We start from the raw sequence: 19,129 nt of genomic DNA, 5'->3' as shown, positions 1-19,129 counted from the left end.
CGGTTTGTCCGTCGGCAGTGCTATGAACGGGCCATGAGTATCCAGTGCCGGGATTGTCTGGCCGGTCTGGAGCACTGCCACGGCACCGTGATCCATCACGTGCGGTACCGCGCGGAGTGCACCGACGACGGCTGCACCACCCCCGAGGCAGCACACACCTTCAGCATGGACTGTGCGGCGGTCGGGTGCCCCTGCGGTCGGGACGTCGCGCTCGCGGTTTAACCCATCGGGTCGCTGGACCGCAGCGCGTCCTCGACCGGATGCACATCCGGCTCGGGGTAGAACGGCGGGGTCAGCGATGCCCATTGCACGCAGCTCCACCGCCCGTCGGTGATGGGCGCCAGGATCACCGCCTCGGTATTGGCCAGGTGATGGTCCAGCGCGAAGCTGCCGTCGACGCCTGCCAGGACCGCCGCCACCAACCTGATCGCCGCGCCATGGCTGACCAGCACGATGTCGCCGTCGAACGCGTGGTCGTCGAGGTAGCGCATCCGCAGCTGGGTGAGCGTCGGCACGTAGCGCGTGAGCACCTGCTCGGCGGACTCACCCCCTGGCATCGGCACATCCAGCTCGCCCTGATGCCACCGTTGGTAGATCGCCTCGAACTGGGCGATCGCGGCGTCGTCGTTGCGGTTCTCCAGTTCGCCGACCTGGACCTCGTGGACGCCCTCGAACTCATGGGTCTTCAAGCCGGACTCGCTCGCGATGCCCGCTGCGGTCTGAGCGGCCCGGCGGGCCACGGAGTGCGCGACCATCGAAGGGCGGTGCGGCAGCACGCCGGCGAACCGCCTGGCCTGGTCGTGGCCGAGGTCCGTCAGCTCCGCGCCCGGCGGGAGCGTGTCGAGACGCCGGTCGACGTTTCCGAAGGACTGCCCGTGCCGGACGAGCACCAGCCGGCCGCTCATGAGTCGACCGATCCGTTGCGGATGCGCGTCAGCCATTGCGACGCCTGGTCAAGTTGCGGCGGCGATGCGCCTGCGGCCGACCTGGTTGGCCAGGAACCCAGATATCTCACATCTGCACAACGTCGGTGGAGCGCTTTAAGTGCCTCGGCCACCGGGCCGTCGTCAATGTGGCCCACCCAGTCGAGGAAGAACATGTAGGTGCCCAACTCGGTTCTGGTGGGCCGGGATTCGATGCGCGTCAGGTCGATGTCGCGAATCGAGAGCTCGGTCATCGCCGAGACCAGCGCACCCGGCACGTTGTCCAGGCGCAACACCACCGACGTGCGGTCGGTGCCGGTGGCCGCAGGCGGCGGCCCTGGTGGTCCGACCAGGACGAAGCGGGTACGGGCGTTGGCCTCGTCGACGACGTCTACGGCCAGCGTGTCGAGGCCCCAGCGCTCGGCGGCACGACGGGTGCTCACCCCGGCGTCGGCCCGGCCCTCGGCCACGTCCTGGGCGGCGGCCGCGTTCGAGATGGCAGGCACCAACGTCGCATCGGGCAGGTTGGCGTCCAGCCACCGGCGCACCTGCGCGGCCGCGACCGGGAATGCGGCGACCGTGCCGACGGTGTCGCGGTGGCCTGGGCGGACCACGATGGCGAACGACACGTCGAGCGTCAGTTCCGCGTAGATCTGCAGCGGCGGGCCCGTGGCGAGGCTGTCGAGCGTCGGCAGCACCGAACCTTCGATGGAGTTCTCGATGGGCACGCAGGCGTAGTCGGCCCGCCCATCGCGCACCGCGGCCAGCGCGGCGGGGGTGCTGTCAGTGGACACCGGGGTGACATCGGCGCCGGTCACAGCGCTGGGAGGCACCATGCGCTGGGCCACCATCTGCAGCAATGCCGCTTCCGTGAAGGTTCCCTCGGGTCCCAGGTAGGCGATGCGCGGCACCCCGTCCACATTAGCCGCCGGCCCCGGCATTCGACGTAGCCGGACCCTGTCGGCGCCGGTAAGTCTTGCGCGCCGCTTCACCGTCCAGTTAAGTTAGGCTTACCTCACCAAAGAAAGGCGGCGAGATGCCAGTAGCGGCACCGACGACAGCTGAGCGAATCCGCAGCGCGTGCGCACGAGGTGGTGGCGCCATGCTCGCCGTCGAGGGCATCGAGCCCTTCGCGTCTCCCGTGCACCACCTTCTCGACGACGGCTCGTTCGCGATCACCATCCCCGAATCCGGCCCACTGGCCGCCATGGTGGCCGGCTCCGGCTCCGCCGGAGTCCAGGCGGTCCTGGAGATGACCGACTACGCTCCGCTGCCGCTGCGCGAGCCGGTGCGGTCCCTGGTGTGGATTCGCGGCCGGCTCCAGCATGTGCCCTCCGAGGGAATCGCCACGCTGCTGGACCTGGTGGCCGCCGAGGACCCGAACCCCGCACTGCTCCAGGTGAATTCCACCGGAGACCAGCAGGACGACAGCTACGCGCTGGTGCGCCTCGAGATCGAGTCGGTCGTGGTGGCCGATTCCACCGGAGCCGAGTCGGTGGGCCTGGGGGCGCTGCTGCAGGCCCGCCCCGATCCGTTCTGTGCGATGGAGTCGTGCTGGCTGCAGCACCTGGATTCGGCGCACCGCGACGTGGTGGACCGGCTGGCCACGCGGCTGCCGATGACACTGCGCCAGGGTCGCGTGCGTCCACTGGGCCTCGATCGCTACGGCGTGCAGTTGCGGGTGGAGAACGAGAACGGCGACCACGACGTGCGACTGCCGTTCGCCAAGCCCGTCGACGACGTGACGGGGCTGAGCCAGGCGATCCGGGTGCTGATGGGCTGTCCGTTCCTCAACGGGCTGCGCGCGCGCCGGATCTGACGGGTGCGCGGTCGCTGCCGCTACCGTAGCTCCGGTGACCGGGCCCTCTGCTGACGAGCCGCTGCTCGAATCGCAGCGCCGGGTACTGAAGATCGAGATCGCCGTCGTACTGGCGGTGACGTTCGGGCTCAGTGCCTACACAGCGCTCCTGAAGCTGACCGAATCGGTGCTGCTCGGACTGTCCGGGCAGACGGTCGCGCTCAATCCCCGCCGCAGTCCGTTCGACCCCATCGACTTCGGCCTGCACCTGGCCGGTGTTCTGCAACTGCTGGCCTGGGGAGCGCTGGCCGTATACCTGTTGTGGCGCAGTGGTTTCGGACCGGCTGCCATCGGACTGTCCCGCCCGCAATGGCGCGCCGACGGGCTGGGTGGCCTGGCCTTGGCGGCCCTGATCGGGCTGCCCGGTCTGGGGTTCTACGTCATCGCACGATTACTGGGTCTCAGTGCGACGGTGGAGCCGGCGGAGCTCTACGACACCTGGTGGCGGATACCGATGCTGCTCGGCGCCGCATTCGCCAACGGCTGGGCCGAAGAGATCATCGTGGTCGCTTTCGTGCTGACCCGGCTCCGTCAACTGAGCGTCAGCCCGGTCACCGCCCTGGTGATCTCCAGCCTGCTGCGCGGCGCTTACCACCTCTATCAGGGCTACAGCGCGGGCGTCGGCAACATCGTGATGGGGCTGGTGTTCGGCTACGTCTGGCAGCGCACCGGGAGGCTCTGGCCGCTGATCATCGCGCACACCCTGATCGATGCGGTCGCATTCGTCGGTTATGCGCTGGTGGCCAACCATCTCGGCTGGTTGCAGTAGCACGGCCGTTCCGACACGTACATTTTTGCTGTGGACCACAACCGGCACCCCGACCCGCGCCAGCGGCGTCCAGTGGTTCGCCGGCCGTCCCACGAGCCCCCACAGGTCATCCGGCGCGATCCCAACTACCGGCCGCCGCATCCCCCGGCCCCGCCACCACCACCCAGGCAGGCACCATATCGACAGCCCCCGCCGCCCAGGCAACCCCCGCCACCGCCCCGGCAACCGTCGAGACCGCCACCGCCGCGGCAACAGGCACCCCGGCAGCCAGCCCGACAGCCAGTCCGACAGCCACTGCCGCCGCCGCGCCCGCCGGCCCCGGCACGTAAAACCCGGCGGCGCCGCCATTGGGGCCGGCTCGTGCTGGCACTGCTCCTGGTGGGCGTGCTGTCGGTGATCGCAGGCGGTGCCTGGATCGATTCGTCGTTGCAGCGCATCCCGGCACTGGCCGATTACCCGGAACGGCCCGCCGCAGGCCGCGGGACCACCTGGCTGCTCGTCGGCTCGGACAGTCGCCAGCACCTCACCGCGGATCAGCAGGCCGAACTCGCCACCGGCGGCGATATCGGCGATGGCCGCACCGACACCATCCTGCTGGTGCACATCCCCGGGATCGGTTCGAGCGCCCCGCCCACCATGGTGTCCATCCCACGCGACTCCTACGTGCCGATCCCGGGCTACGGCGAGGACAAGATCAACGCCGCGTTCTCACTCGGCGGCGCACCGTTGCTCGCGCAGACCGTCGAGTTGGCGACCGGATTGCACCTCGACCACTACGGGGAGATCGGGTTCGACGGCTTCGCCGCACTCGTCGACGCGGTCGGCGGAGTGACCATGTGCCCCACCGAGCCGATCAGCGACCCGCTGGCGGGCATCGATCTGCCCGCCGGTTGCCAACTGCTCGACGGCCGCAATGCGCTGGGGTTCGTCCGCACCAGGGCCACACCGCGTGCCGACCTCGACCGGATGCTCAATCAACAGCAGTTCATGTCCGCGCTGCTGCATCGCGCCGTCAGTCCGGCCGTGCTGCTCAATCCCCTGCGCTGGTATCCCATGGCTCGCGCCGCCGCAGGCACCGTCACGGTCGACCAGGACGCCCACGTATGGGATCTGGCTCGGCTGGCGTGGGCCTTGCACGGCGACGACCTGGTCACCACCACGGTGCCCATCGGAGAATTCACCGGAAGCGATTCCGGTTCGGTGGTGGTGTGGGACAGCGATGCGGCCGGCCGCCTGTTCACCGCACTGACCTCCGACGCCCCGCTGCCCTCCGACGTCATCAACGCCCCATAACCCTGATCCGAGCAAAGTCAAATCGGGCTCAACATTTGCGCGATGCAATTGGTAATGGCCGTCACACGCCTTAGGTAAAGCTAAACTCAATGAGGTTGACCTTTGCTGACAATGCCCTCTGACCTGCTCTATCCTCGACCACATGACGACGTTCGGCGCACTCGATACGAAATTCCACGCCCTACTGCACGACCAAATTCGTAATGAATTCACCGCATCGCAGCAATACATCGCGATAGCGGTTTATTTCGACGGCGCCGATCTTCCGCAGCTCGCCAAACACTTCTACGGTCAGGCCGTCGAGGAACGCAACCACGCCATGATGCTGGTGCAGTACCTGCTCGACCGGGACATCGAAGTCGAGATCCCCGGCGTGGACGCGGTGTGCAACCGGTTCGACGTTCCGCGCGACGCACTCGCACTGGCGCTCGACCAGGAACGCACGGTGACCGAGCAGATCAGCCGGTTGGCCAGCGTGGCCCGCGAAGAGGGGGATTACCTCGGCGAGCAGTTCATGCAGTGGTTCCTCAAGGAGCAGGTCGAGGAGGTGGCGGCGATGCAGACGCTGGTCCGGATCGCCGATCGTGCAGGCGCCAATCTGTTCCACGTCGAAGACTTCGTCGCCCGCGAGCTCGCCCGCGCGACCGCCGATGCCACCGCACCCAAGGCCGCCGGCGGCACGCTCTAAGACCCGCTAATCCAGGCCCGCACCGGTCAGTCCGTTCTGCAGCCAGTCCTTGGTGCGGCCTGGATGGTTGGTGGCCACCCAGGCCACACCCAGGTCGCGGCAGAACCGGACATCCTCGTAGTGGTCGACGGTCCAGCAGTACAGGGCCCGGCCTTGCGCCGCCGCCCTGTCCACCAACTCCGGATGTTCGCGCAGCGTCGCGATGGACGGCCCGACCGCGGTGGCGCCGACGGTGGTCGCGGCGCTGCCACCGAGATACCGCGAAGTCTCCCCCAGCAGCACTGTCGGCAGCATCGGTGCGGCGCGGCGGATGCGCCACACCGCGGCCGCCGAGAACGACATCACCACCGCGCGGGACAGATCGGCCGACGCGGGCGCCGCAATCCCGTACCGGTGCAACAGCGCCAACACCTTGCTCTCCACCAGGGCGCCGTAGCGCACCGGATGCTTGGTCTCGATGAACAGCTTGACCGGGCGGTTCCAGTCCAGCACCAGAGCCACGAGCGCTTCGAGGGTGAGCAGCCCGGTATCGCCCTGATCGCCGTCGGCGCTCCGGCTCGCGTGCCACGCGCCGTAATCCAGTGTCCGTAGTTCGGCCAGGGTCATCTCGCTGACCAGGCCGGTGCCCGTCGACGTCCGGTCCACCTTGCGGTCGTGCACACATACCAGGTGCCCGTCCTTGGTCAGCCGGACATCGCATTCCACCCCGTCCGCGCCTTCGCGCAACGCGAGATCGTAGGCGGCAAGCGTGTGTTCGGGCAGATCCGCGGACGCACCGCGATGCGCGACGACGAACGGATGGCCCGGGCCGGATATCGCCGGCCCCGCGGCACCGGCATCGCCCGCATTCATATCGCTATGCTGCCGGGTTCCGGCCTTCAGTCTCAACTGGAACCGCCGATTCCGGTTGATCATCCGATTCGGTGTGCTGATCCTGGCCCGTCGGTGCGGCTCCCACCACCACCCAGCGCCTGGCGCTGTGCGCCACCGGGGCCTGCTCGAACCCGGAGAACACCCGGGCTGCCAGTAGCAGTGCCGACAAGGCGAGCAGATAGCCGATTGCGGTGGTCACGGTGTTGTCGGCGATATTCTGCGGGGTGCTGGAGAAGAACGTCACCATCACGGTGGTCACCACCGACCACACCGCCACCACGGCGCTCAGTACCCAGACGATCCACCACACCACAATCGGACGGCGCAACTGGGTCAGCCGGCCTTCCAACGTCGCCAATTCGAGCACGAACACCGGCGCCACGAACAGATTGACTCCCGGGAACAGACAACAGATCCACAGCTCGGCAGGGGAACGGGGGTCGACCTGCCCGCGGTAGGCGAAGGCCGCGGCGCGGCGGGCGATCAACCAGTTCACCAGCAGCACCGCCGTGATGACGACGATGCCGAGGGCCACCACACTGGCCAGCAGGCCGAACAGCACCCCGGCGCCCGCGATCAGCGGATGCAGCAGCATCGAGCGGTTCACCAGCAACAGCGCATAACGGACCACGTGCGCGAAGGCCGCAATCCCCAACGCCGCCACGGCGATGACCAGCATCACCCGCACAAGCTCGGGTGCCGGCCCGCGACGTTCGCGGTCCTGGTCCGGCTCGTCGACGTCGAAGTGCTGGTACAGCCCCCAACTCGGCATGGTCCGGTACCGGGGCGTGGGTCCGGGCTCCCGATTCTTGCGCCGGTTGAACGGCGGGGGGCCGGGACGAACGGCGATCCATCGGTAGCCCGGGGCCAGCCGTGGTGGGGTGCGCGCTGCGGCCGGTGCGGTGGGGGTGGCGGGTGCGGCCGGTGCCGATGCCCATTGCATCTGGGGCTGCTGGGGCGCTGATGGCGCAAGCAGTGTGCCACCGCAGCGCGGGCACCACGACCGCTGCCGCTCACGCACGTTCCAGCGCGTCCCGCACTGAGAACACACCTGGATCATCCGACCAGCCTAGCGACGATCAACCGGGCGACGATCAGATGCTGCCGGGGCTGCCGTCGTCGGTGATGACCGGACGCCCGGCACCCACCCAGGCCAGCATTCCCCCGTCGACGTTTACCGGCGTGTAGCCGTTGCGGGCGAGGTACTGCGAAACGCGCAGCGACCGCCCACCCACGTGGCACATCACAAACAGTTTTGCGTTTGTGTCGATCTCACTCATGCGGGCCGGGATGTCGCCCATCGGGATGTGCTGAGCGCCCGCGACGTGACCGCGTTGCCATTCATCGTCCTCACGGACATCGAGCAACACCGTCGCCTCGTCGAACGCCGTGGGAACCGTGGCGATATCCGCCTGCTCGACGTCCACATCGTCCATGCCGTCCATGCTCGCACGCGGAGCGTGACGGGGCACCCACGAGGGGTCACTTGGGCAGCGTCAGCAATGTGCGCCTATCCACAGTTTCCACAGGTTAATCCACAGGCTGACACCTGCGACAATACCGTCCTGAGCGGTTTATCTGTGCACTTTCTGAGCAAGTCTGTGGATAACTCTGTACGCCGACCGGCGCCCATCAACAGCCGTTTGCGGCGTGAGCGAAATTGCTTGGCCGGCTAAATAATCCGGACGGGGCCCAATTTCGTGTGACCACCCGGAGGGGTTATGATCGGCGTCACACCAGCTGTTGTGACAGAACTCACTGGGGGGCAAACATTGATCGTGCAGGTCAGGAGTTTCTGATGGCGTCGCATCCGATGGGGCCGGGTTCGGCCTTACCGCATTCTGAGTGGACGTCCTCTGGACATCTGCACACTCGTAATCAGCTGATGGCCTTCCTGCGCGCCAGTGTGATCGCCGTGTTGCTGCTCGGCATCCTCGCGCTGATCGTCTTGTTCTGACCACAACGGCTTCGGGTATAGGTGGGTGGTGACGCGCATCCTTGCGGAGCGCGAGGGGATGGAGCAATGTTGACGGCGATTTTGAGCGTCTAGCTCCATCGATAAATGAAGAGGAAGGAATCTCGTGGCTGAATACACCTTGCCAGACCTGGATTACGACTACGGAGCACTGGAACCCCACATCTCCGGACAGATCAACGAGCTTCACCACAGCAAACATCACGCGGCTTACGTCAAGGGAGTCAACGACGCAGTCGCGAAACTCGATGAGTCGCGCGCAAACGGCGATCACGCGGCCATCTTCCTCAATGAGAAGAACCTGGCCTTCCACCTCGGCGGCCACATCAACCACTCGATCTGGTGGAAAAACCTGTCTCCCAACGGTGGCGACAAGCCGACGGGCGACCTGGCTGCCGCGATCGACGACCAGTTCGGTTCGTTCGACAAGTTCCAGGCCCAGTTCACCGCGGCCGCCAACGGTCTGCAGGGCTCGGGTTGGGCGGTGCTGGGCTACGACAGCCTGGGCGATCGCCTGCTGACCTTCCAGCTCTATGACCAGCAGGCCAACGTGCCGCTCGGGATCATCCCGCTGCTGCAGGTCGACATGTGGGAGCACGCGTTCTACCTGCAGTACAAGAACGTCAAGGCCGATTACGTCAAGGCGTTCTGGAATGTCGTCAACTGGGAAGACGTGCAGAACCGCTACGCGGCTGCCACCTCCAAGACCAGTGGCCTGATCTTCGGCTAAGAGCCCGACCCGGGGGTCGGTTCTGATCTCTACAGAAGGGGCGTCGCGCGAATTGCGCGACGCCCCGCCCTCGTTTTGGCAGCAATGCCCGTGTCGCCTTGCACGGTCCGCCCGCCTGCCGCATGCTGATCTGATCGACTCACAATCGTGTCGGGCAGGCCCAACACCGATGTCCCGGAGGCGAAATGGATGGCGGGTCCGGTCGGGCGATCGAAATCGCCCCGTTCCATTCCGGTGGCACGCTCAAAGGGTTCGTGGTCTCCGGCCGTTGGCCGGATTCGACCAAGGAATGGGCACAGCTGCTGATTGTCACCGTGCGGATCGCGTCGCTGCCTGGGTTACTGTCGACCACAACGATTTTCGGTGTTCGCGAGGAACTTCCTGACCAGCCCCAACCCGGCACGGTCGGGCTGGTCATCGCCGAAGGCCCGGTGGTGGGTGAGTCTGCGATCCCGCCGGGACATTTTGCCGACCACCAGCCCCCGGCACTGTTGTTGCTGCACCCGCCTTCGGAGACCACACCGTCGTTACCGGAATGCAGCGGCGCGGCGTCGGGCTGTGTGCTGCTGCCGGGATTGCCCCACCTCGGTCTGGAGCACCGCGCCGCCTGGGTGGAGGCCGAATCCGATGGCACGGTCACCTCAATGGTGAGCCGGGTCGGCATCGACCCGATCAGTCATCCCGATACCGCCATTCTGGCGATGCTGCTGGCGGCATGACGGCTATCGACGCGCCGCCCTTCATTCTCCGAATTGCAGAACCCCACTCCTGAAATTGGATAGGACTGCTATCGTCCATGGGGTTTTCCGTCGTCCGGCCACAACTCGGCCCACCGGCAGTCAGCCACCACCATTGGAATCCGCACCAGAATCGACCTGAAACCGCCGTGGCAATCATCCGCGCGCCCGTCCTGGCGCTTTCGTTCACTGCGCTCGTCGAGCGCGTGGCACACGTGCCAACTAGAGTGTCCAGGGCGTTACAACGCGGGCGGCATCTGCTCTAGCAAATATAACAATCCGGTGATGCCGCGTCGCGTCCGGTTGCCCGCCGCGGAGGTTAAACCGCCTGCTTAAAGCCTTGAGGGCAGCTCATCGCGGGCAATACAACGCAACCGTTACTATTTGCCTTGTCACACGGTGCAATCCCGCCGTCACCCCACGGCGAAGGCTGCGGTTTTCGCCGCGACGGTGACCAAATCGGGTAGCGAGGTTAACTTTTACGCGGTTTGCACTTGGTTGTTGCGGCATCTCTCGCTACGATGGTCAGCAAATACGCCGCCTATTCGTACCGCTTGTGATCCATGTGGAGGTCAAATCGATGAGCAAGACGTTCGCCGCCCGTCTAAACCGCCTGTTCGACACGGTTTACCCTCCTGGGCGCGGACCCCATACCTCGGCTGAGGTGATCGCCGCGCTCAAGTCCGAAGGCATCACCATGTCGGCCCCTTACCTGTCGCAACTTCGTTCGGGCAATCGAACGAACCCCTCGGTGACCACGATGGCCGCCCTGGCCAACTTCTTCCGGATCAAGCCGGCCTACTTCACCGATGACGAGTACTACGAGAAGCTCGACAAAGAACTGACCTGGCTCGCGAGCATGCGGGACGACGGTGTCCGACGCATCGCCGCGCGCACGGTCGGGCTGTCGCCGGAGGCTCAGCACGACATCGTCCAGAAGGTCGATGAACTGCGCCGTCGCGAACAACTCGACGACTAGTCCGTAGGCATTCGCCTGTAGGTAGGCAGGGTCGGCATTTTGCCCCCTGCCTACTTTGCTTTTCTGGAACCTTTGCGGGCGAGGTCGCGGTACTGCTGCGCGATCGCGAGGATCCATTCGCGGTCGGCGAACACCGTCGGCTGCCGCAGCCAGTTCAACCCGGGGAATGACTGAGGTTCCTCCTGCGGTTCGTCGCCGCGCGTGTCATAGATCCACTGCGCGACCGCACGCGCCTGCTCCTGCGGTGACACTTGGGGCGCCTGCGGCTCCGAATCCTGTCCGCTCGTAGATCCCTTGGCACCCACCGATTTTCGCTTCCGCGACTGGGCCGCCGTCCCCTCCAGGTACAGCGAGTCGGAGATCAGCGACATCTGCTCGGCCACCCGGAATGCCAGCGGGCCGCGGGGACGCACCCCGATTCCGACATCGGGTTGCCTGCGGCCCAGTTCGGACAACAGCGGGGCAAGGCTCTTCAGCTCCTGCCGCGAACCGAACCAGTCCTCGACACTGGGCAGCAGCGACCCGGATGCGACGACCACCATCGCGCAGCCCAGCATGGTGGCGGCGGCGCCCACACCGACCAACTGCATGTCCGCAACTGCTCGCAGCAGGAAGAACGCGCTCGCCGCGACGATGAGCACGATGCCGATCGAGAAGACGAACAACGCACGGCCGCGACGGCTCCGGTTCGAGTAACGCAGACCCGCCCACGCCACCAACGTGAGCGCAAGCAACACATACAGCAACGGCAGTAACCACGAAGTCCCGTCGGAGCCGAGGCCACGATTCAGGTATTCCTCGGGCGACATCTCGGGTTGTTTCCCGGACAGGAAGAACGTCGCCAAACTGACTGCGGCGACAATAGTTGCTACCGCATACTGGCCCACGGCTATGCGCCTGGTGATTGCCGGCGCACGCTCCGAGGAGGCGGTGGTAATCATCACGCAGCTGCCCGCCGCACACGCGATCAAGGCCACCTGACTGAGCCCCATCGCAATGTTGGGCCAGTGCAGCACGGTGTCGATCAGCAATGCCAGCGGCTGCCAGTTAAGCGCCGCAACAATTCCCAGACTGCCCAGCGCGACGATCATGGCCGAGCTCACCAGGGATTGCTTGTTGACCAGAGCCCAGCCGATACGAAGGCCGGTGGCCAGGCCGAGCAGCCCGGCGATCACCCAAATGATCAACCAAATGCCTCTCCAAGGCGGACCTGGACGATCGACGACCGGTCTGACGGGAGCCGGCCCAGCCGGAAGAGCAGCAACGCCGCGAAGTCTTCAGCGTCCTGCTCGATGTCCTCCCCATTGGGACCCATGCATCCGGTTCTCTGATTGAGCATGTAACTGATCAGGTCGGAGTCGGCGAGCTCGACGGCTTCCTCGGCTGCCTGCACGATGGAGATGCCCTCATGCCCGAGCACCAGATGACCCAGCTCGTGCGCGAGCGTGCGGTCCCAGGCCGGCAGGCCCTGCTGGATGAGGAACACGTCGCGGTCGGAGTATTGGCGCCACTGACCGCAGACACCCTGCGGAAGCTCGGCCATGGTGAGTTCGATCGGCCGGCCCCGATCCTCGCTGACCGCGTCGACCAAGCGGATCAACGTCACTTCCCCCCGTCGCGGAGCAAGGTCAAGCACTGCGTTCACGGCACGCCTTACGGCACGGCTGGCTGACATGTCTCCCCCTTTCTCCCCGTTCGTTTCCTCAGATCAGACTTACTCGTCAACCGATGAACCGGGCAGTGCCGGTCCTGACCGCAAGTCCCGCTTTGGCCTGCCGGTACCCGAAGAAACCGCCGGCCCCGGTCAGCGCCATGATGCCGACCACGCCGGGCGCGGCCGCGGCCGCGATCTCCAACGTTCCGGCCGTGCGCAGATAGTCGACGTAGCCGATGCGGAACGATTCCGGCGGAGCCGCGACATCGAACCGCCCTGACAGGGGCTGCCCCGTCGCAGTCCGCTGATTTTTGAACGTGGGCTCCGGTCGCTGCGGCTGGGGGCCACGGTCGCTTCCGTCCGAATCGTTCGGGGCGGCCGCGACCAACGGTGGCACGACGACCGGCGGCACGATCACCGGAAGCAGGACCGGCGGCGGTACCGCCGCGACTGCGGCGGCCAACCCGGGTGAGGCGCCCGCGGGGTTGACGGGCTCGGGCGGCAGTTGTATCGCCGGGGGCTCGGGACGGTTGATCGGTGCGGCGATCTCGCCTCCACCGCCACCGCCACCGCCGCCGCCTGGGGCCCCGCCGATGATGGTCGTGGACGGCGTCGTCTTGGTGGTGGTCGTGGTTCTGGTGGTCGTGGTGGTCTCGCTTGTGGTTGTCGTCGCCGATGTGGTCGTCGCGGTGGTCGAAGTTGGGGTCGCGGTCGTTTCCGTCGACGTCGGCGGCGTCGTCGGGGTCGGGCTCGCACTCGAGCTCGAGCTTTCCGAAGGACTTGTTTGCGACGGACTCGAAGACGGCTCCGGAGTCTCGGATGGCTCGCTCGGCTCGCCGGTTTCAGTTGGCTTGTCAGTGGGCTTGGTGGGCTTGGTGGGCCGTGTCGGCTTGGTAGGTTTCGTCGGCCTCGTCGGATGGTGGTGCCACGGCCCCCTGGTGGGGCCGGCGTCGTCACCGTCGTCGCCGTCGTCACCCGGACCGTCGTGATTCCCGCCGCTGCCCTGGTGACCACCGTGACCACCACCCTGGTGACCACCGCCGTGGTGACCACCACCCTGATGACCACCGTGACCGCCGCGACCGCCACCGGGGCGATTACCTGCACCCCCGCCGTCCGACGACGACTGATTGGAGTCACCTGAGCCGCGACCTGGTTGAGCAAAGGCCAGCGCGCCGCCGATACCGGCGATGAACAGGCCGGAAAGCACTACGCACGTGGAGGCGGCGACGCGTATACGCGAACGCACTTCGTCACCCCCCTTCAGCGCACCGCCCGTCGGCATACTGACGTCCGGATAATTGTCGCACAATGTCGTTGCGGGATTTGCTAGCTCTTATGAATGGCCGCACCGCATATGGGGCGTGGCAGCGGAGCAAATCCACCGGACGATACTGTGGGTCTTCAGCAGTGCAGCGGTGACCGCCAATATTCGACGAGATGACCGAGAGGCAGCCGAAATGGGCCTGTTCAAGCGACGGAAAAGCCGTGCTACCCGTCGAGCCGAAGCCCGCGCTATCAAGGCCAAGGCCAAGCTGGAGGCCAGGCTTACCGCAAAGAACGAGGCCCGCCGCATGAAGGCCGATCACAAGGGTGAGCGCAATGCACTCAAAGCACAGCTCAAAGCGCAGCGGGACAGCGACCGCTCGGCGCTCAAGGTGGCGGAGACCCAACTGAAGGCAGCGCGCGAAGGCAAGCTACTTTCGCCCACTCGCATTCGCCGGATGCTGACGGTCACACGTTTGCTGGCGCCAGTGTTGGTGCCATTGGTTTACCGCGCTGCGATCGCTGCGCGCGGCGCCATTGACGAACGCCGGGCCGACAAACTCGGCGTCCCGCTCAGCCAACTCGGCCAGTTCTCCGGTCATGGGGCACAGCTGTCCGCCCGGATCGCAGGCGCCGAGCAGACTCTGGGGTCGGTCGTCGAGAAGAAGCCGAAGGACGCCGAGACCAAGCAGTTCGCCGAGGCGATGACCGAACGGCTGCGGGATCTGGCGGCTGCGGTGACCGCGGCGGAGAACATGCCGACACCGCGCCGCCGCGGCGCGCACGCGGCGATCGCCGCGCAACTCGATGGCATCGACGCCGATCTCATGGCCCGCTTGGGCCTGGTCTGATTCAGCACCCACCATGACCGCGGCCCGTCTCGACCCCGCAGCCCCGCTGCGGGGCACGGCCGTCGGGCTGCTCACCACGGCGCTGGCCATAGCGGCCCACGGTGCGGCCGGGGGCGCCCTGCCTGCCGGCGCCGTGACGGCACAGCTTGCGGTACTGGCGGTGACGCTCGGCGCGGTGGCAGCCACCACTGCCGGCGCGAACCGCGCCGTCGTCCTCTGCGGTCTTCTCGGTACCGGTCAGGTGCTGGCACACGGCCTGTTGGCGGCGGGCGGGCACACGCACGGTGCGGATCCGCTGCGGCCGTCGGCAGCGATGCTCGCCGCACACCTTGCGGCGGTGACGATCGGCGCGCTCCTCATCGCCGGTGGTGCCCGGCTGTGCACCGCGGTGTCACGAACTGTCCGTGCGGTGGCCACCACCCGGTCGCCGCTGCCGGTGGCGACGTCTCAGGTCCGGGTCCGCAGTGCCGATCAGCCGCTGCATTCGTTCCTGCTGCTGGCCGCTTCGGTGTCGCATCGAGGTCCGCCGGTCGGCGTCATCGCCTGACCTGTACGGACTTCCATTCCCTGACGAAAGACACCGAACCATCATGAAACCCCTCCCCGGGGCGCGTCGGCGTGCCCTGATCAGCAGCGCCGCGGCGGCCACCGCCGTCGGCCTTCTCACCGCGGCGCCTGCCTCGGCGCACGTCCATGTCGACGCCGAGAATCCGGCCCCGGCAAGCACTTCGGTACTCACCTTCCAGGTCCCCGGCGAATCCGAGACCGGCGCACTCACCACACAATTGAGCGTCACGCTGCCTGACGTCGCGTCGGCGCGGACCGAGGTGCAGCCCGGCTGGACCGCGCGGCTCGACCGTGACACCGCCGCGGGCACCGTCCGGTCGGTCACCTGGACGGCCGCACCCGGTGTGGGCATCTCCACCGATCAGTTCGCGTTGTTCCGCATCTCGGTGAAACTGCCCGACACCGAGACGGTCAGTTTCCCCACCACCCAGACCTATTCCGACGGGACCGTGGTGCGCTGGGATCAGGCCCCGTCAGCCGACGGCAGCGAGCCCGAGTACCCCGCCCCACAGCTCACTCTGTCCGGCACTGCGGCCGAAAGTCCTGCCACACCGGAAACAAGCGCAGCCGACAACTCGGCGCGCTGGCTGGCCGGCGGTGCCCTGGTGCTGGCCGCCGTGGCCGTGGTGACCGCCCTGGCGGGTCGGCGGCGGTCATGAGGAGGTTCATCGGGACCGTGCTGATCGGTATCGCCTTGGCGGCGTCCGCCCTTGCCGGAGCGGGTACTGCGTCAGCACATGCCACCCGGATTTCGACCGATCCTGCCGACAAGGCCGCACTCACCGAGTCCCCACAGCGCGTGAGCGCGACGTTCAACGAGGCTTTGCAGCAGGCGTTCGCCGCGATGACCGTGGTCGGGCCCGACGGCAACCTGTGGTCCACGGGCGATCCGGAAGTTCAGGGTGCGGTGGTCAGCGTCCCGGTCGGGCAGCTCGGGCCTGCAGGCACCTACACCGTCAACTACCGGGTGACCTCGGCTGACGGACACGTGGTGTCAGGGTCGTGGTCGTTCGAGCTCACGGTGGCCGGGACCGGTACCGCGGGACCGTCGGCCAGTGACGCAGGCACCTCCGACGACAGCTTTCCGGTGTGGCCCTTCATCCTGGGTGCCGCGGTGATCGTCGGCGCAGGCGGCTGGTGGGCGATACGTCGGCAGTCATGAACCGGCGGGCGGTGGCGGGCGGCGCCCTGATCATCGCCGCGTCGTCGGTCGCGGCCTGGGCGGTGGCGTATCCGCAGAGCCCGATCTCCGGTGCGCTGGTGCGGGCGCTGGCCGATTGTGCCGCCGTCGTCACCGTGGGGCTGGCCGCGGTTCCGATGCTCGACACCGCGCGCCACCGGGCGGAGCTGACCCGCACCGCCGCCCGGCCGCTTGCGGTCAGCGGTGCGGTCTGGCTGTTCGCCGAGGTGGTGCGGATGGTCGTGGTGGCCGCCCAGGCAGCCGCGGTGCAGGTATTCGGGGTCGGAGTGCGGACAGTTGCCGAGTTCGCCCTGCACACGACGGTCGGCCGGTCCGGGCTGGTGAGCATCCTGGCGGCGCTGGTCGTATGTGCGGTCGCCGTGGCCGCGCCACGTACCGCCTCGACGGCGGTCGCGACCGTCGGTGTCGCCGCGGCGGGTCTGGCCGGCCGGACCCTGGCCGGTCACCTCGCGGAGAGCCCTGTCGGTGGGTTGGCCGTCGCCGTGCACGCCATGGCCGCAGCGCTGTGGTGCGGGGTGCTGGCCGCGCTTGTCCTCACCGTGACGCATCGGGGACAGTGGGCGCGGGTGCTGCCGCGGTTCTCACAGTTGGCACTGGCCTGCGTCGGGGTACTGCTGCTCGCCGGGGTCCTCGGCGCCGTGATCCGGCTCGACTCCCCCGCCGAATTGTGGGTCACCGGTTATGGCCGGCTGCTGTCGGTGAAGATCATCGTGACCGTGGTTCTGCTGGTCCTGGCCTGGCGAAATCGCGCCGGTTGGCTGCCCGCGGCGCGCGCGCATCGGGCCACCGCGGCCCTGTCGCGGTCCCGGTCACTCACGGAGTTGGCCATCATGGTGGTGACGATCACGTTCGCCGCCGCACTGGCCGTGGCGGGCTGAGTGCCGTCGCCGCCTGGCATGATGGGAAACACTGGCGGCCGCGAAGACACCCGCACTGGCGCGGAGCACCGGACATTGCAAAGGAGCAGCCAGATGGCAGAACAGCAGGATCAACCCGACGAGAAGCCGGACACCGCACCCGGCTCCGCGGCGGCATCTCCACCGGATGCCGGTTCCGATCCCGCTCCGCCCGCTCCTGCGCCGCAGCCCGCGAAGAAGACGCCCGCCAAGAAGGCTCCCGCGAAAAAGGCCCCGGCCAAGAAAGCCGCGGCCAAGGCTGTCAAGAAGGCCCCGGCCAAGAAAGCGCCGGCGAAAAAAGCGCCCGCCAAGAAGGCTCCTGCACCGCAGCCACCTCCTGCCGAGGCAGCGGCGCCCACCGCTGACGGGCTGTCAACGGCAGCCGAAGAAGCTGCCGCGCAAGCCAAGTCGACCATTGCCACGGCCGCCAACCCGGTCTCCGGCCCCGCGCCCGCGCCTCTGGCAGGCCCGGAGCAGTCCCGGGTGCCGTTGGCCGCGGCAGTCGCGGTCGGGCTGCTTGCCGTGTTGTTGGTACTCATCGCACGCCGTCGCTCCGACGAGGACTGAGGCGTCCGAACTTGACCCTCACGCGACGTCAGGGTCGATAGTTGGGCTCATGCCCGCCAGCACGGAATTCCGCACAGTCGGGGCCGCATCGGCCCTGACCGGCGTCTCCGTGCGCACCCTGCACCATTACGACCACATCGGTCTGGTGGTGCCGAGTGTGCGCACCGCTGCGGGTTATCGCGGGTACACCGACGCCGATGTCGAACGTCTGCATCTGGTGCTGGTCTACCGGTCTGTCGGGTTGTCACTCGACGAAATCAAAAAGCTGCTCGATGACGACCGGGCCGACGTGCTGACGCAATTGCAGCGTCAGCATCAACTGCTGTGCGAGCAGTCCGAGCAGCTGCAACAGCGGATCAAGGCAGTGGAGGAACTCATGAGCGCACACGACAACGGAATCCAGCTCACCGCCGAGGAGCAGGTCGAGATCTTCGGCAGCGCGGTGTTCGACGAGCACGCCGAGGAGGCCGCACAGCGGTGGAGCGGTACCGAGGAATGGCGGCAGTCGCAGGTACGTACCGCGGCGATGACCAAGCAGGACTGGATCGAGTTCAAGGCTGAGAACGACGCTCTGCTGCAGGCTCTGGCCGACGGCAAGCGCGCCGGTGTCGAGCCCGGTTCGGCGCAGGCCAACGCCCTGGCCGTCCGGCATCGCGCGAACATCTCGCGGTTCTACGACTGCAGCGACGAGATGCACGGCTGCCTGGCCCAGCTGTACGTGGACGATGAACGGTTCACCGCCTACTACGACGATGCGGAGCCCGGTCTGGCCCAATTCGTGCACGACATCATCGTGGCTAACATCGACGCGTGAGTATCGAGCCCCGCGCCACCGCCGATCTTGTCGACGAGATCTATCCCGATGTCCGCAGCTGCGATCTGCAGTTGCAGAACTACGGCGGCAAGACCATGTTCGCCGGTCGGATCACCACCGTGCGTTGTTTCCAGGACAACGCGTTGTTGAAATCGATCCTGTCCACGCCCGGCGACGGCGGGGTGCTGGTGGTCGACGGAAGCGGATCGCTGCACACCGCGCTGGTCGGCGACCTCATCGCCGGCCTGGCCGCCGACAACGGCTGGTCAGGGGTGGTGGTGCACGGCGCTGTGCGCGACGCGTCGGCCCTGCGCACCGTCGACGTCGGCATCAAGGCGCTCGGCACCAACCCGCGCAAGAGCTCCAAGTCCGGCGAGGGTGAGCGTGATGTCGAGGTGTCGTTCGGCGGTGTCACGTTCGTGCCAGGCGAGACCGCCTACTGCGATGAGGACGGCATCGTGGTAGTCACCCACAGCGGGTGACCACCA

Annotated in this window: 27 protein-coding genes; 19 read left to right on the top strand and 8 right to left on the bottom strand. The window is 67.1% G+C overall.

All coding sequences use genetic code 11. The features are described from left to right. The first annotated feature begins 33 nt into the window (after positions 1-33). Positions 34-222, top strand: a complete 189-nt coding sequence (locus M1247_RS02755; RefSeq protein WP_317154718.1) for a hypothetical protein — start codon at positions 34-36, stop codon at positions 220-222. On the opposite strand, the gene M1247_RS02750 is transcribed toward M1247_RS02755, so the two are convergent. Both M1247_RS02750 and pheA read right to left on the bottom strand, forming a co-directional pair. Continuing rightward, complete coding sequence (locus tag M1247_RS02750) at positions 219-905, bottom strand: histidine phosphatase family protein (RefSeq protein ID WP_317155013.1); 687 nt, start codon at positions 903-905, stop codon at positions 219-221. The genes M1247_RS02755 and M1247_RS02750 overlap by 4 nt on opposite strands. Then, entirely contained in the window at positions 902-1,834 is a 933-nt protein-coding gene (gene pheA / locus M1247_RS02745) for a prephenate dehydratase (protein WP_317154717.1), read from the bottom strand. The genes M1247_RS02750 and pheA overlap by 4 nt, the downstream gene beginning before the upstream one ends. Positions 1,835-1,959: 125 nt before the next feature. Here pheA and M1247_RS02740 point away from each other — a divergent pair, with 125 nt between their 5' ends. The 4 genes from M1247_RS02740 (at position 1,960) to M1247_RS02725 (ending at position 5,531) form a co-directional block, all read left to right on the top strand. Beyond that, entirely contained in the window at positions 1,960-2,742 is a 783-nt protein-coding gene (locus tag M1247_RS02740; protein WP_317154716.1) for a DUF2470 domain-containing protein, read from the top strand. 34 nt (positions 2,743-2,776) lie between these two features. Further along, positions 2,777-3,550, top strand: coding sequence for a CPBP family intramembrane glutamic endopeptidase (locus M1247_RS02735; RefSeq protein WP_317154715.1), 774 nt, complete (start codon positions 2,777-2,779; stop codon positions 3,548-3,550). Positions 3,551-3,658: 108 nt separating this feature from the next. Next, a complete protein-coding gene (locus tag M1247_RS02730) occupies positions 3,659-4,843 on the top strand; it encodes an LCP family protein (protein ID WP_410506804.1) in 1,185 nt (394 codons plus the stop codon). A 142-nt stretch (positions 4,844-4,985) separates the two neighbouring features. Then, positions 4,986-5,531, top strand: coding sequence for a ferritin (locus tag M1247_RS02725; RefSeq protein WP_317154714.1), 546 nt, complete (start codon positions 4,986-4,988; stop codon positions 5,529-5,531). Positions 5,532-5,537: 6 nt separating this feature from the next. On the opposite strand, the gene M1247_RS02720 is transcribed toward M1247_RS02725, so the two are convergent. The 3 genes from M1247_RS02720 to M1247_RS02710 are packed head-to-tail and all read right to left on the bottom strand — an operon-like array spanning position 5,538 to position 7,840. Next, on the bottom strand, positions 5,538-6,383 hold the full coding sequence (locus M1247_RS02720; RefSeq protein WP_317154713.1) for a glycerophosphodiester phosphodiesterase: 846 nt from the start codon (positions 6,381-6,383) through the stop codon (positions 5,538-5,540). Positions 6,384-6,387: 4 nt separating this feature from the next. Continuing rightward, positions 6,388-7,464, bottom strand: a complete 1,077-nt coding sequence (locus M1247_RS02715; RefSeq protein WP_317154712.1) for a DUF4328 domain-containing protein — start codon at positions 7,462-7,464, stop codon at positions 6,388-6,390. Positions 7,465-7,498: 34 nt separating this feature from the next. Beyond that, positions 7,499-7,840 carry a rhodanese-like domain-containing protein gene (locus M1247_RS02710; RefSeq protein ID WP_317154711.1) on the bottom strand — a complete coding sequence of 114 codons (342 nt, stop codon included), beginning with the start codon at positions 7,838-7,840 and terminating at the stop codon, positions 7,499-7,501. A 362-nt stretch (positions 7,841-8,202) separates the two neighbouring features. On the opposite strand from M1247_RS02710, the gene M1247_RS02705 reads away from it, so the two are divergent. From M1247_RS02705 to M1247_RS02690, 4 genes are all read left to right on the top strand, one after another. Next, the gene (locus tag M1247_RS02705; protein WP_317154710.1) at positions 8,203-8,361 is read left to right on the top strand and encodes a hypothetical protein; all 159 of its coding nucleotides are present in this window, start codon (positions 8,203-8,205) and stop codon (positions 8,359-8,361) included. A gap of 124 nt (positions 8,362-8,485) precedes the next feature. Beyond that, the gene (locus tag M1247_RS02700; RefSeq protein WP_317154709.1) at positions 8,486-9,109 is read left to right on the top strand and encodes a superoxide dismutase; all 624 of its coding nucleotides are present in this window, start codon (positions 8,486-8,488) and stop codon (positions 9,107-9,109) included. A 185-nt stretch (positions 9,110-9,294) separates the two neighbouring features. After that, a complete protein-coding gene (locus tag M1247_RS02695) occupies positions 9,295-9,828 on the top strand; it encodes a peptidase (protein WP_317154708.1) in 534 nt (177 codons plus the stop codon). 598 nt (positions 9,829-10,426) lie between these two features. Further along, positions 10,427-10,825, top strand: a complete 399-nt coding sequence (locus tag M1247_RS02690; protein WP_317154707.1) for a transcriptional regulator — start codon at positions 10,427-10,429, stop codon at positions 10,823-10,825. Between the two features lie 50 nt (positions 10,826-10,875). On the opposite strand, the gene M1247_RS02685 is transcribed toward M1247_RS02690, so the two are convergent. From M1247_RS02685 to M1247_RS02675, 3 genes are read right to left on the bottom strand one after another with little or no spacing between them, the layout of a single operon-like run. Then, positions 10,876-12,012, bottom strand: a complete 1,137-nt coding sequence (locus M1247_RS02685) for a hypothetical protein (RefSeq protein WP_317154706.1) — start codon at positions 12,010-12,012, stop codon at positions 10,876-10,878. Further along, a complete protein-coding gene (locus tag M1247_RS02680) occupies positions 12,009-12,500 on the bottom strand; it encodes an ImmA/IrrE family metallo-endopeptidase (protein ID WP_317154705.1) in 492 nt (163 codons plus the stop codon). The genes M1247_RS02685 and M1247_RS02680 overlap by 4 nt, the downstream gene beginning before the upstream one ends. 46 nt (positions 12,501-12,546) lie before the next feature. Next, on the bottom strand, positions 12,547-12,942 hold the full coding sequence (locus M1247_RS02675) for a hypothetical protein (RefSeq protein ID WP_317154704.1): 396 nt from the start codon (positions 12,940-12,942) through the stop codon (positions 12,547-12,549). Between the two features lie 22 nt (positions 12,943-12,964). On the opposite strand from M1247_RS02675, the gene M1247_RS02670 reads away from it, so the two are divergent. From M1247_RS02670 to rraA, 10 genes are all read left to right on the top strand, one after another. After that, positions 12,965-13,468, top strand: coding sequence for a hypothetical protein (locus tag M1247_RS02670; RefSeq protein ID WP_317154703.1), 504 nt, complete (start codon positions 12,965-12,967; stop codon positions 13,466-13,468). 26 nt (positions 13,469-13,494) lie between these two features. After that, positions 13,495-13,623, top strand: coding sequence for a hypothetical protein (locus M1247_RS02665; protein ID WP_317154702.1), 129 nt, complete (start codon positions 13,495-13,497; stop codon positions 13,621-13,623). 316 nt (positions 13,624-13,939) lie between these two features. Continuing rightward, on the top strand, positions 13,940-14,596 hold the full coding sequence (locus M1247_RS02660) for a DUF6474 family protein (RefSeq protein WP_317154701.1): 657 nt from the start codon (positions 13,940-13,942) through the stop codon (positions 14,594-14,596). Positions 14,597-14,609: 13 nt separating this feature from the next. Continuing rightward, a complete protein-coding gene (locus M1247_RS02655) occupies positions 14,610-15,143 on the top strand; it encodes a hypothetical protein (RefSeq protein WP_317154700.1) in 534 nt (177 codons plus the stop codon). Positions 15,144-15,186: 43 nt separating this feature from the next. Beyond that, positions 15,187-15,822, top strand: a complete 636-nt coding sequence (locus tag M1247_RS02650) for a YcnI family copper-binding membrane protein (protein WP_317154699.1) — start codon at positions 15,187-15,189, stop codon at positions 15,820-15,822. Continuing rightward, positions 15,819-16,325 (top strand): copper resistance CopC family protein, encoded by a 507-nt coding sequence (locus tag M1247_RS02645; RefSeq protein ID WP_317154698.1) that lies wholly within the window; start codon positions 15,819-15,821, stop codon positions 16,323-16,325. The genes M1247_RS02650 and M1247_RS02645 overlap by 4 nt, the downstream gene beginning before the upstream one ends. Further along, positions 16,322-17,242, top strand: a complete 921-nt coding sequence (locus M1247_RS02640) for a CopD family protein (RefSeq protein ID WP_317155011.1) — start codon at positions 16,322-16,324, stop codon at positions 17,240-17,242. The genes M1247_RS02645 and M1247_RS02640 overlap by 4 nt, the downstream gene beginning before the upstream one ends. Before the next feature lie 93 nt (positions 17,243-17,335). Further along, entirely contained in the window at positions 17,336-17,827 is a 492-nt protein-coding gene (locus tag M1247_RS36515; protein WP_317154697.1) for a hypothetical protein, read from the top strand. A gap of 49 nt (positions 17,828-17,876) precedes the next feature. Continuing rightward, positions 17,877-18,641, top strand: a complete 765-nt coding sequence (locus M1247_RS02630) for a MerR family transcriptional regulator (protein ID WP_317154696.1) — start codon at positions 17,877-17,879, stop codon at positions 18,639-18,641. Beyond that, complete coding sequence (gene rraA / locus M1247_RS02625; protein ID WP_317154695.1) at positions 18,638-19,123, top strand: ribonuclease E activity regulator RraA; 486 nt, start codon at positions 18,638-18,640, stop codon at positions 19,121-19,123. Before M1247_RS02630 ends, rraA begins: the two co-directional genes overlap by 4 nt. Positions 19,124-19,129: the final 6 nt, after the last annotated feature.

This window comes from Mycobacterium appelbergii, from assembly GCF_032883035.1.
In the GTDB taxonomy this organism is placed as follows: domain Bacteria; phylum Actinomycetota; class Actinomycetes; order Mycobacteriales; family Mycobacteriaceae; genus Mycobacterium; species Mycobacterium appelbergii.
This window is presented reverse-complemented; position numbering and strand designations above follow the sequence as displayed.

What these genes read in the sequence shown, in the direction of transcription:
- M1247_RS02710 (WP_317154711.1), bottom strand. Translation starts at nt 7,840, where the DNA reads ATGGACGATGTGGACGTCGAGCAGGCGGATATCGCCACGGTTCCCACG.
- M1247_RS02740 (WP_317154716.1), top strand. Translation starts at nt 1,960, where the DNA reads ATGCCAGTAGCGGCACCGACGACAGCTGAGCGAATCCGCAGCGCGTGC.
- M1247_RS02680 (WP_317154705.1), bottom strand. Translation starts at nt 12,500, where the DNA reads ATGTCAGCCAGCCGTGCCGTAAGGCGTGCCGTGAACGCAGTGCTTGAC.
- M1247_RS02705 (WP_317154710.1), top strand. Translation starts at nt 8,203, where the DNA reads ATGGCGTCGCATCCGATGGGGCCGGGTTCGGCCTTACCGCATTCTGAG.
- M1247_RS02750 (WP_317155013.1), bottom strand. Translation starts at nt 905, where the DNA reads ATGAGCGGCCGGCTGGTGCTCGTCCGGCACGGGCAGTCCTTCGGAAAC.
- M1247_RS36515 (WP_317154697.1), top strand. Translation starts at nt 17,336, where the DNA reads ATGGCAGAACAGCAGGATCAACCCGACGAGAAGCCGGACACCGCACCC.
- M1247_RS02725 (WP_317154714.1), top strand. Translation starts at nt 4,986, where the DNA reads ATGACGACGTTCGGCGCACTCGATACGAAATTCCACGCCCTACTGCAC.
- M1247_RS02640 (WP_317155011.1), top strand. Translation starts at nt 16,322, where the DNA reads ATGAACCGGCGGGCGGTGGCGGGCGGCGCCCTGATCATCGCCGCGTCG.
- M1247_RS02650 (WP_317154699.1), top strand. Translation starts at nt 15,187, where the DNA reads ATGAAACCCCTCCCCGGGGCGCGTCGGCGTGCCCTGATCAGCAGCGCC.
- M1247_RS02695 (WP_317154708.1), top strand. Translation starts at nt 9,295, where the DNA reads ATGGATGGCGGGTCCGGTCGGGCGATCGAAATCGCCCCGTTCCATTCC.
- M1247_RS02660 (WP_317154701.1), top strand. Translation starts at nt 13,940, where the DNA reads ATGGGCCTGTTCAAGCGACGGAAAAGCCGTGCTACCCGTCGAGCCGAA.
- M1247_RS02630 (WP_317154696.1), top strand. Translation starts at nt 17,877, where the DNA reads ATGCCCGCCAGCACGGAATTCCGCACAGTCGGGGCCGCATCGGCCCTG.
- M1247_RS02690 (WP_317154707.1), top strand. Translation starts at nt 10,427, where the DNA reads ATGAGCAAGACGTTCGCCGCCCGTCTAAACCGCCTGTTCGACACGGTT.
- M1247_RS02645 (WP_317154698.1), top strand. Translation starts at nt 15,819, where the DNA reads ATGAGGAGGTTCATCGGGACCGTGCTGATCGGTATCGCCTTGGCGGCG.
- M1247_RS02655 (WP_317154700.1), top strand. Translation starts at nt 14,610, where the DNA reads ATGACCGCGGCCCGTCTCGACCCCGCAGCCCCGCTGCGGGGCACGGCC.
- M1247_RS02755 (WP_317154718.1), top strand. Translation starts at nt 34, where the DNA reads ATGAGTATCCAGTGCCGGGATTGTCTGGCCGGTCTGGAGCACTGCCAC.
- M1247_RS02715 (WP_317154712.1), bottom strand. Translation starts at nt 7,464, where the DNA reads ATGATCCAGGTGTGTTCTCAGTGCGGGACGCGCTGGAACGTGCGTGAG.
- M1247_RS02720 (WP_317154713.1), bottom strand. Translation starts at nt 6,383, where the DNA reads ATGAATGCGGGCGATGCCGGTGCCGCGGGGCCGGCGATATCCGGCCCG.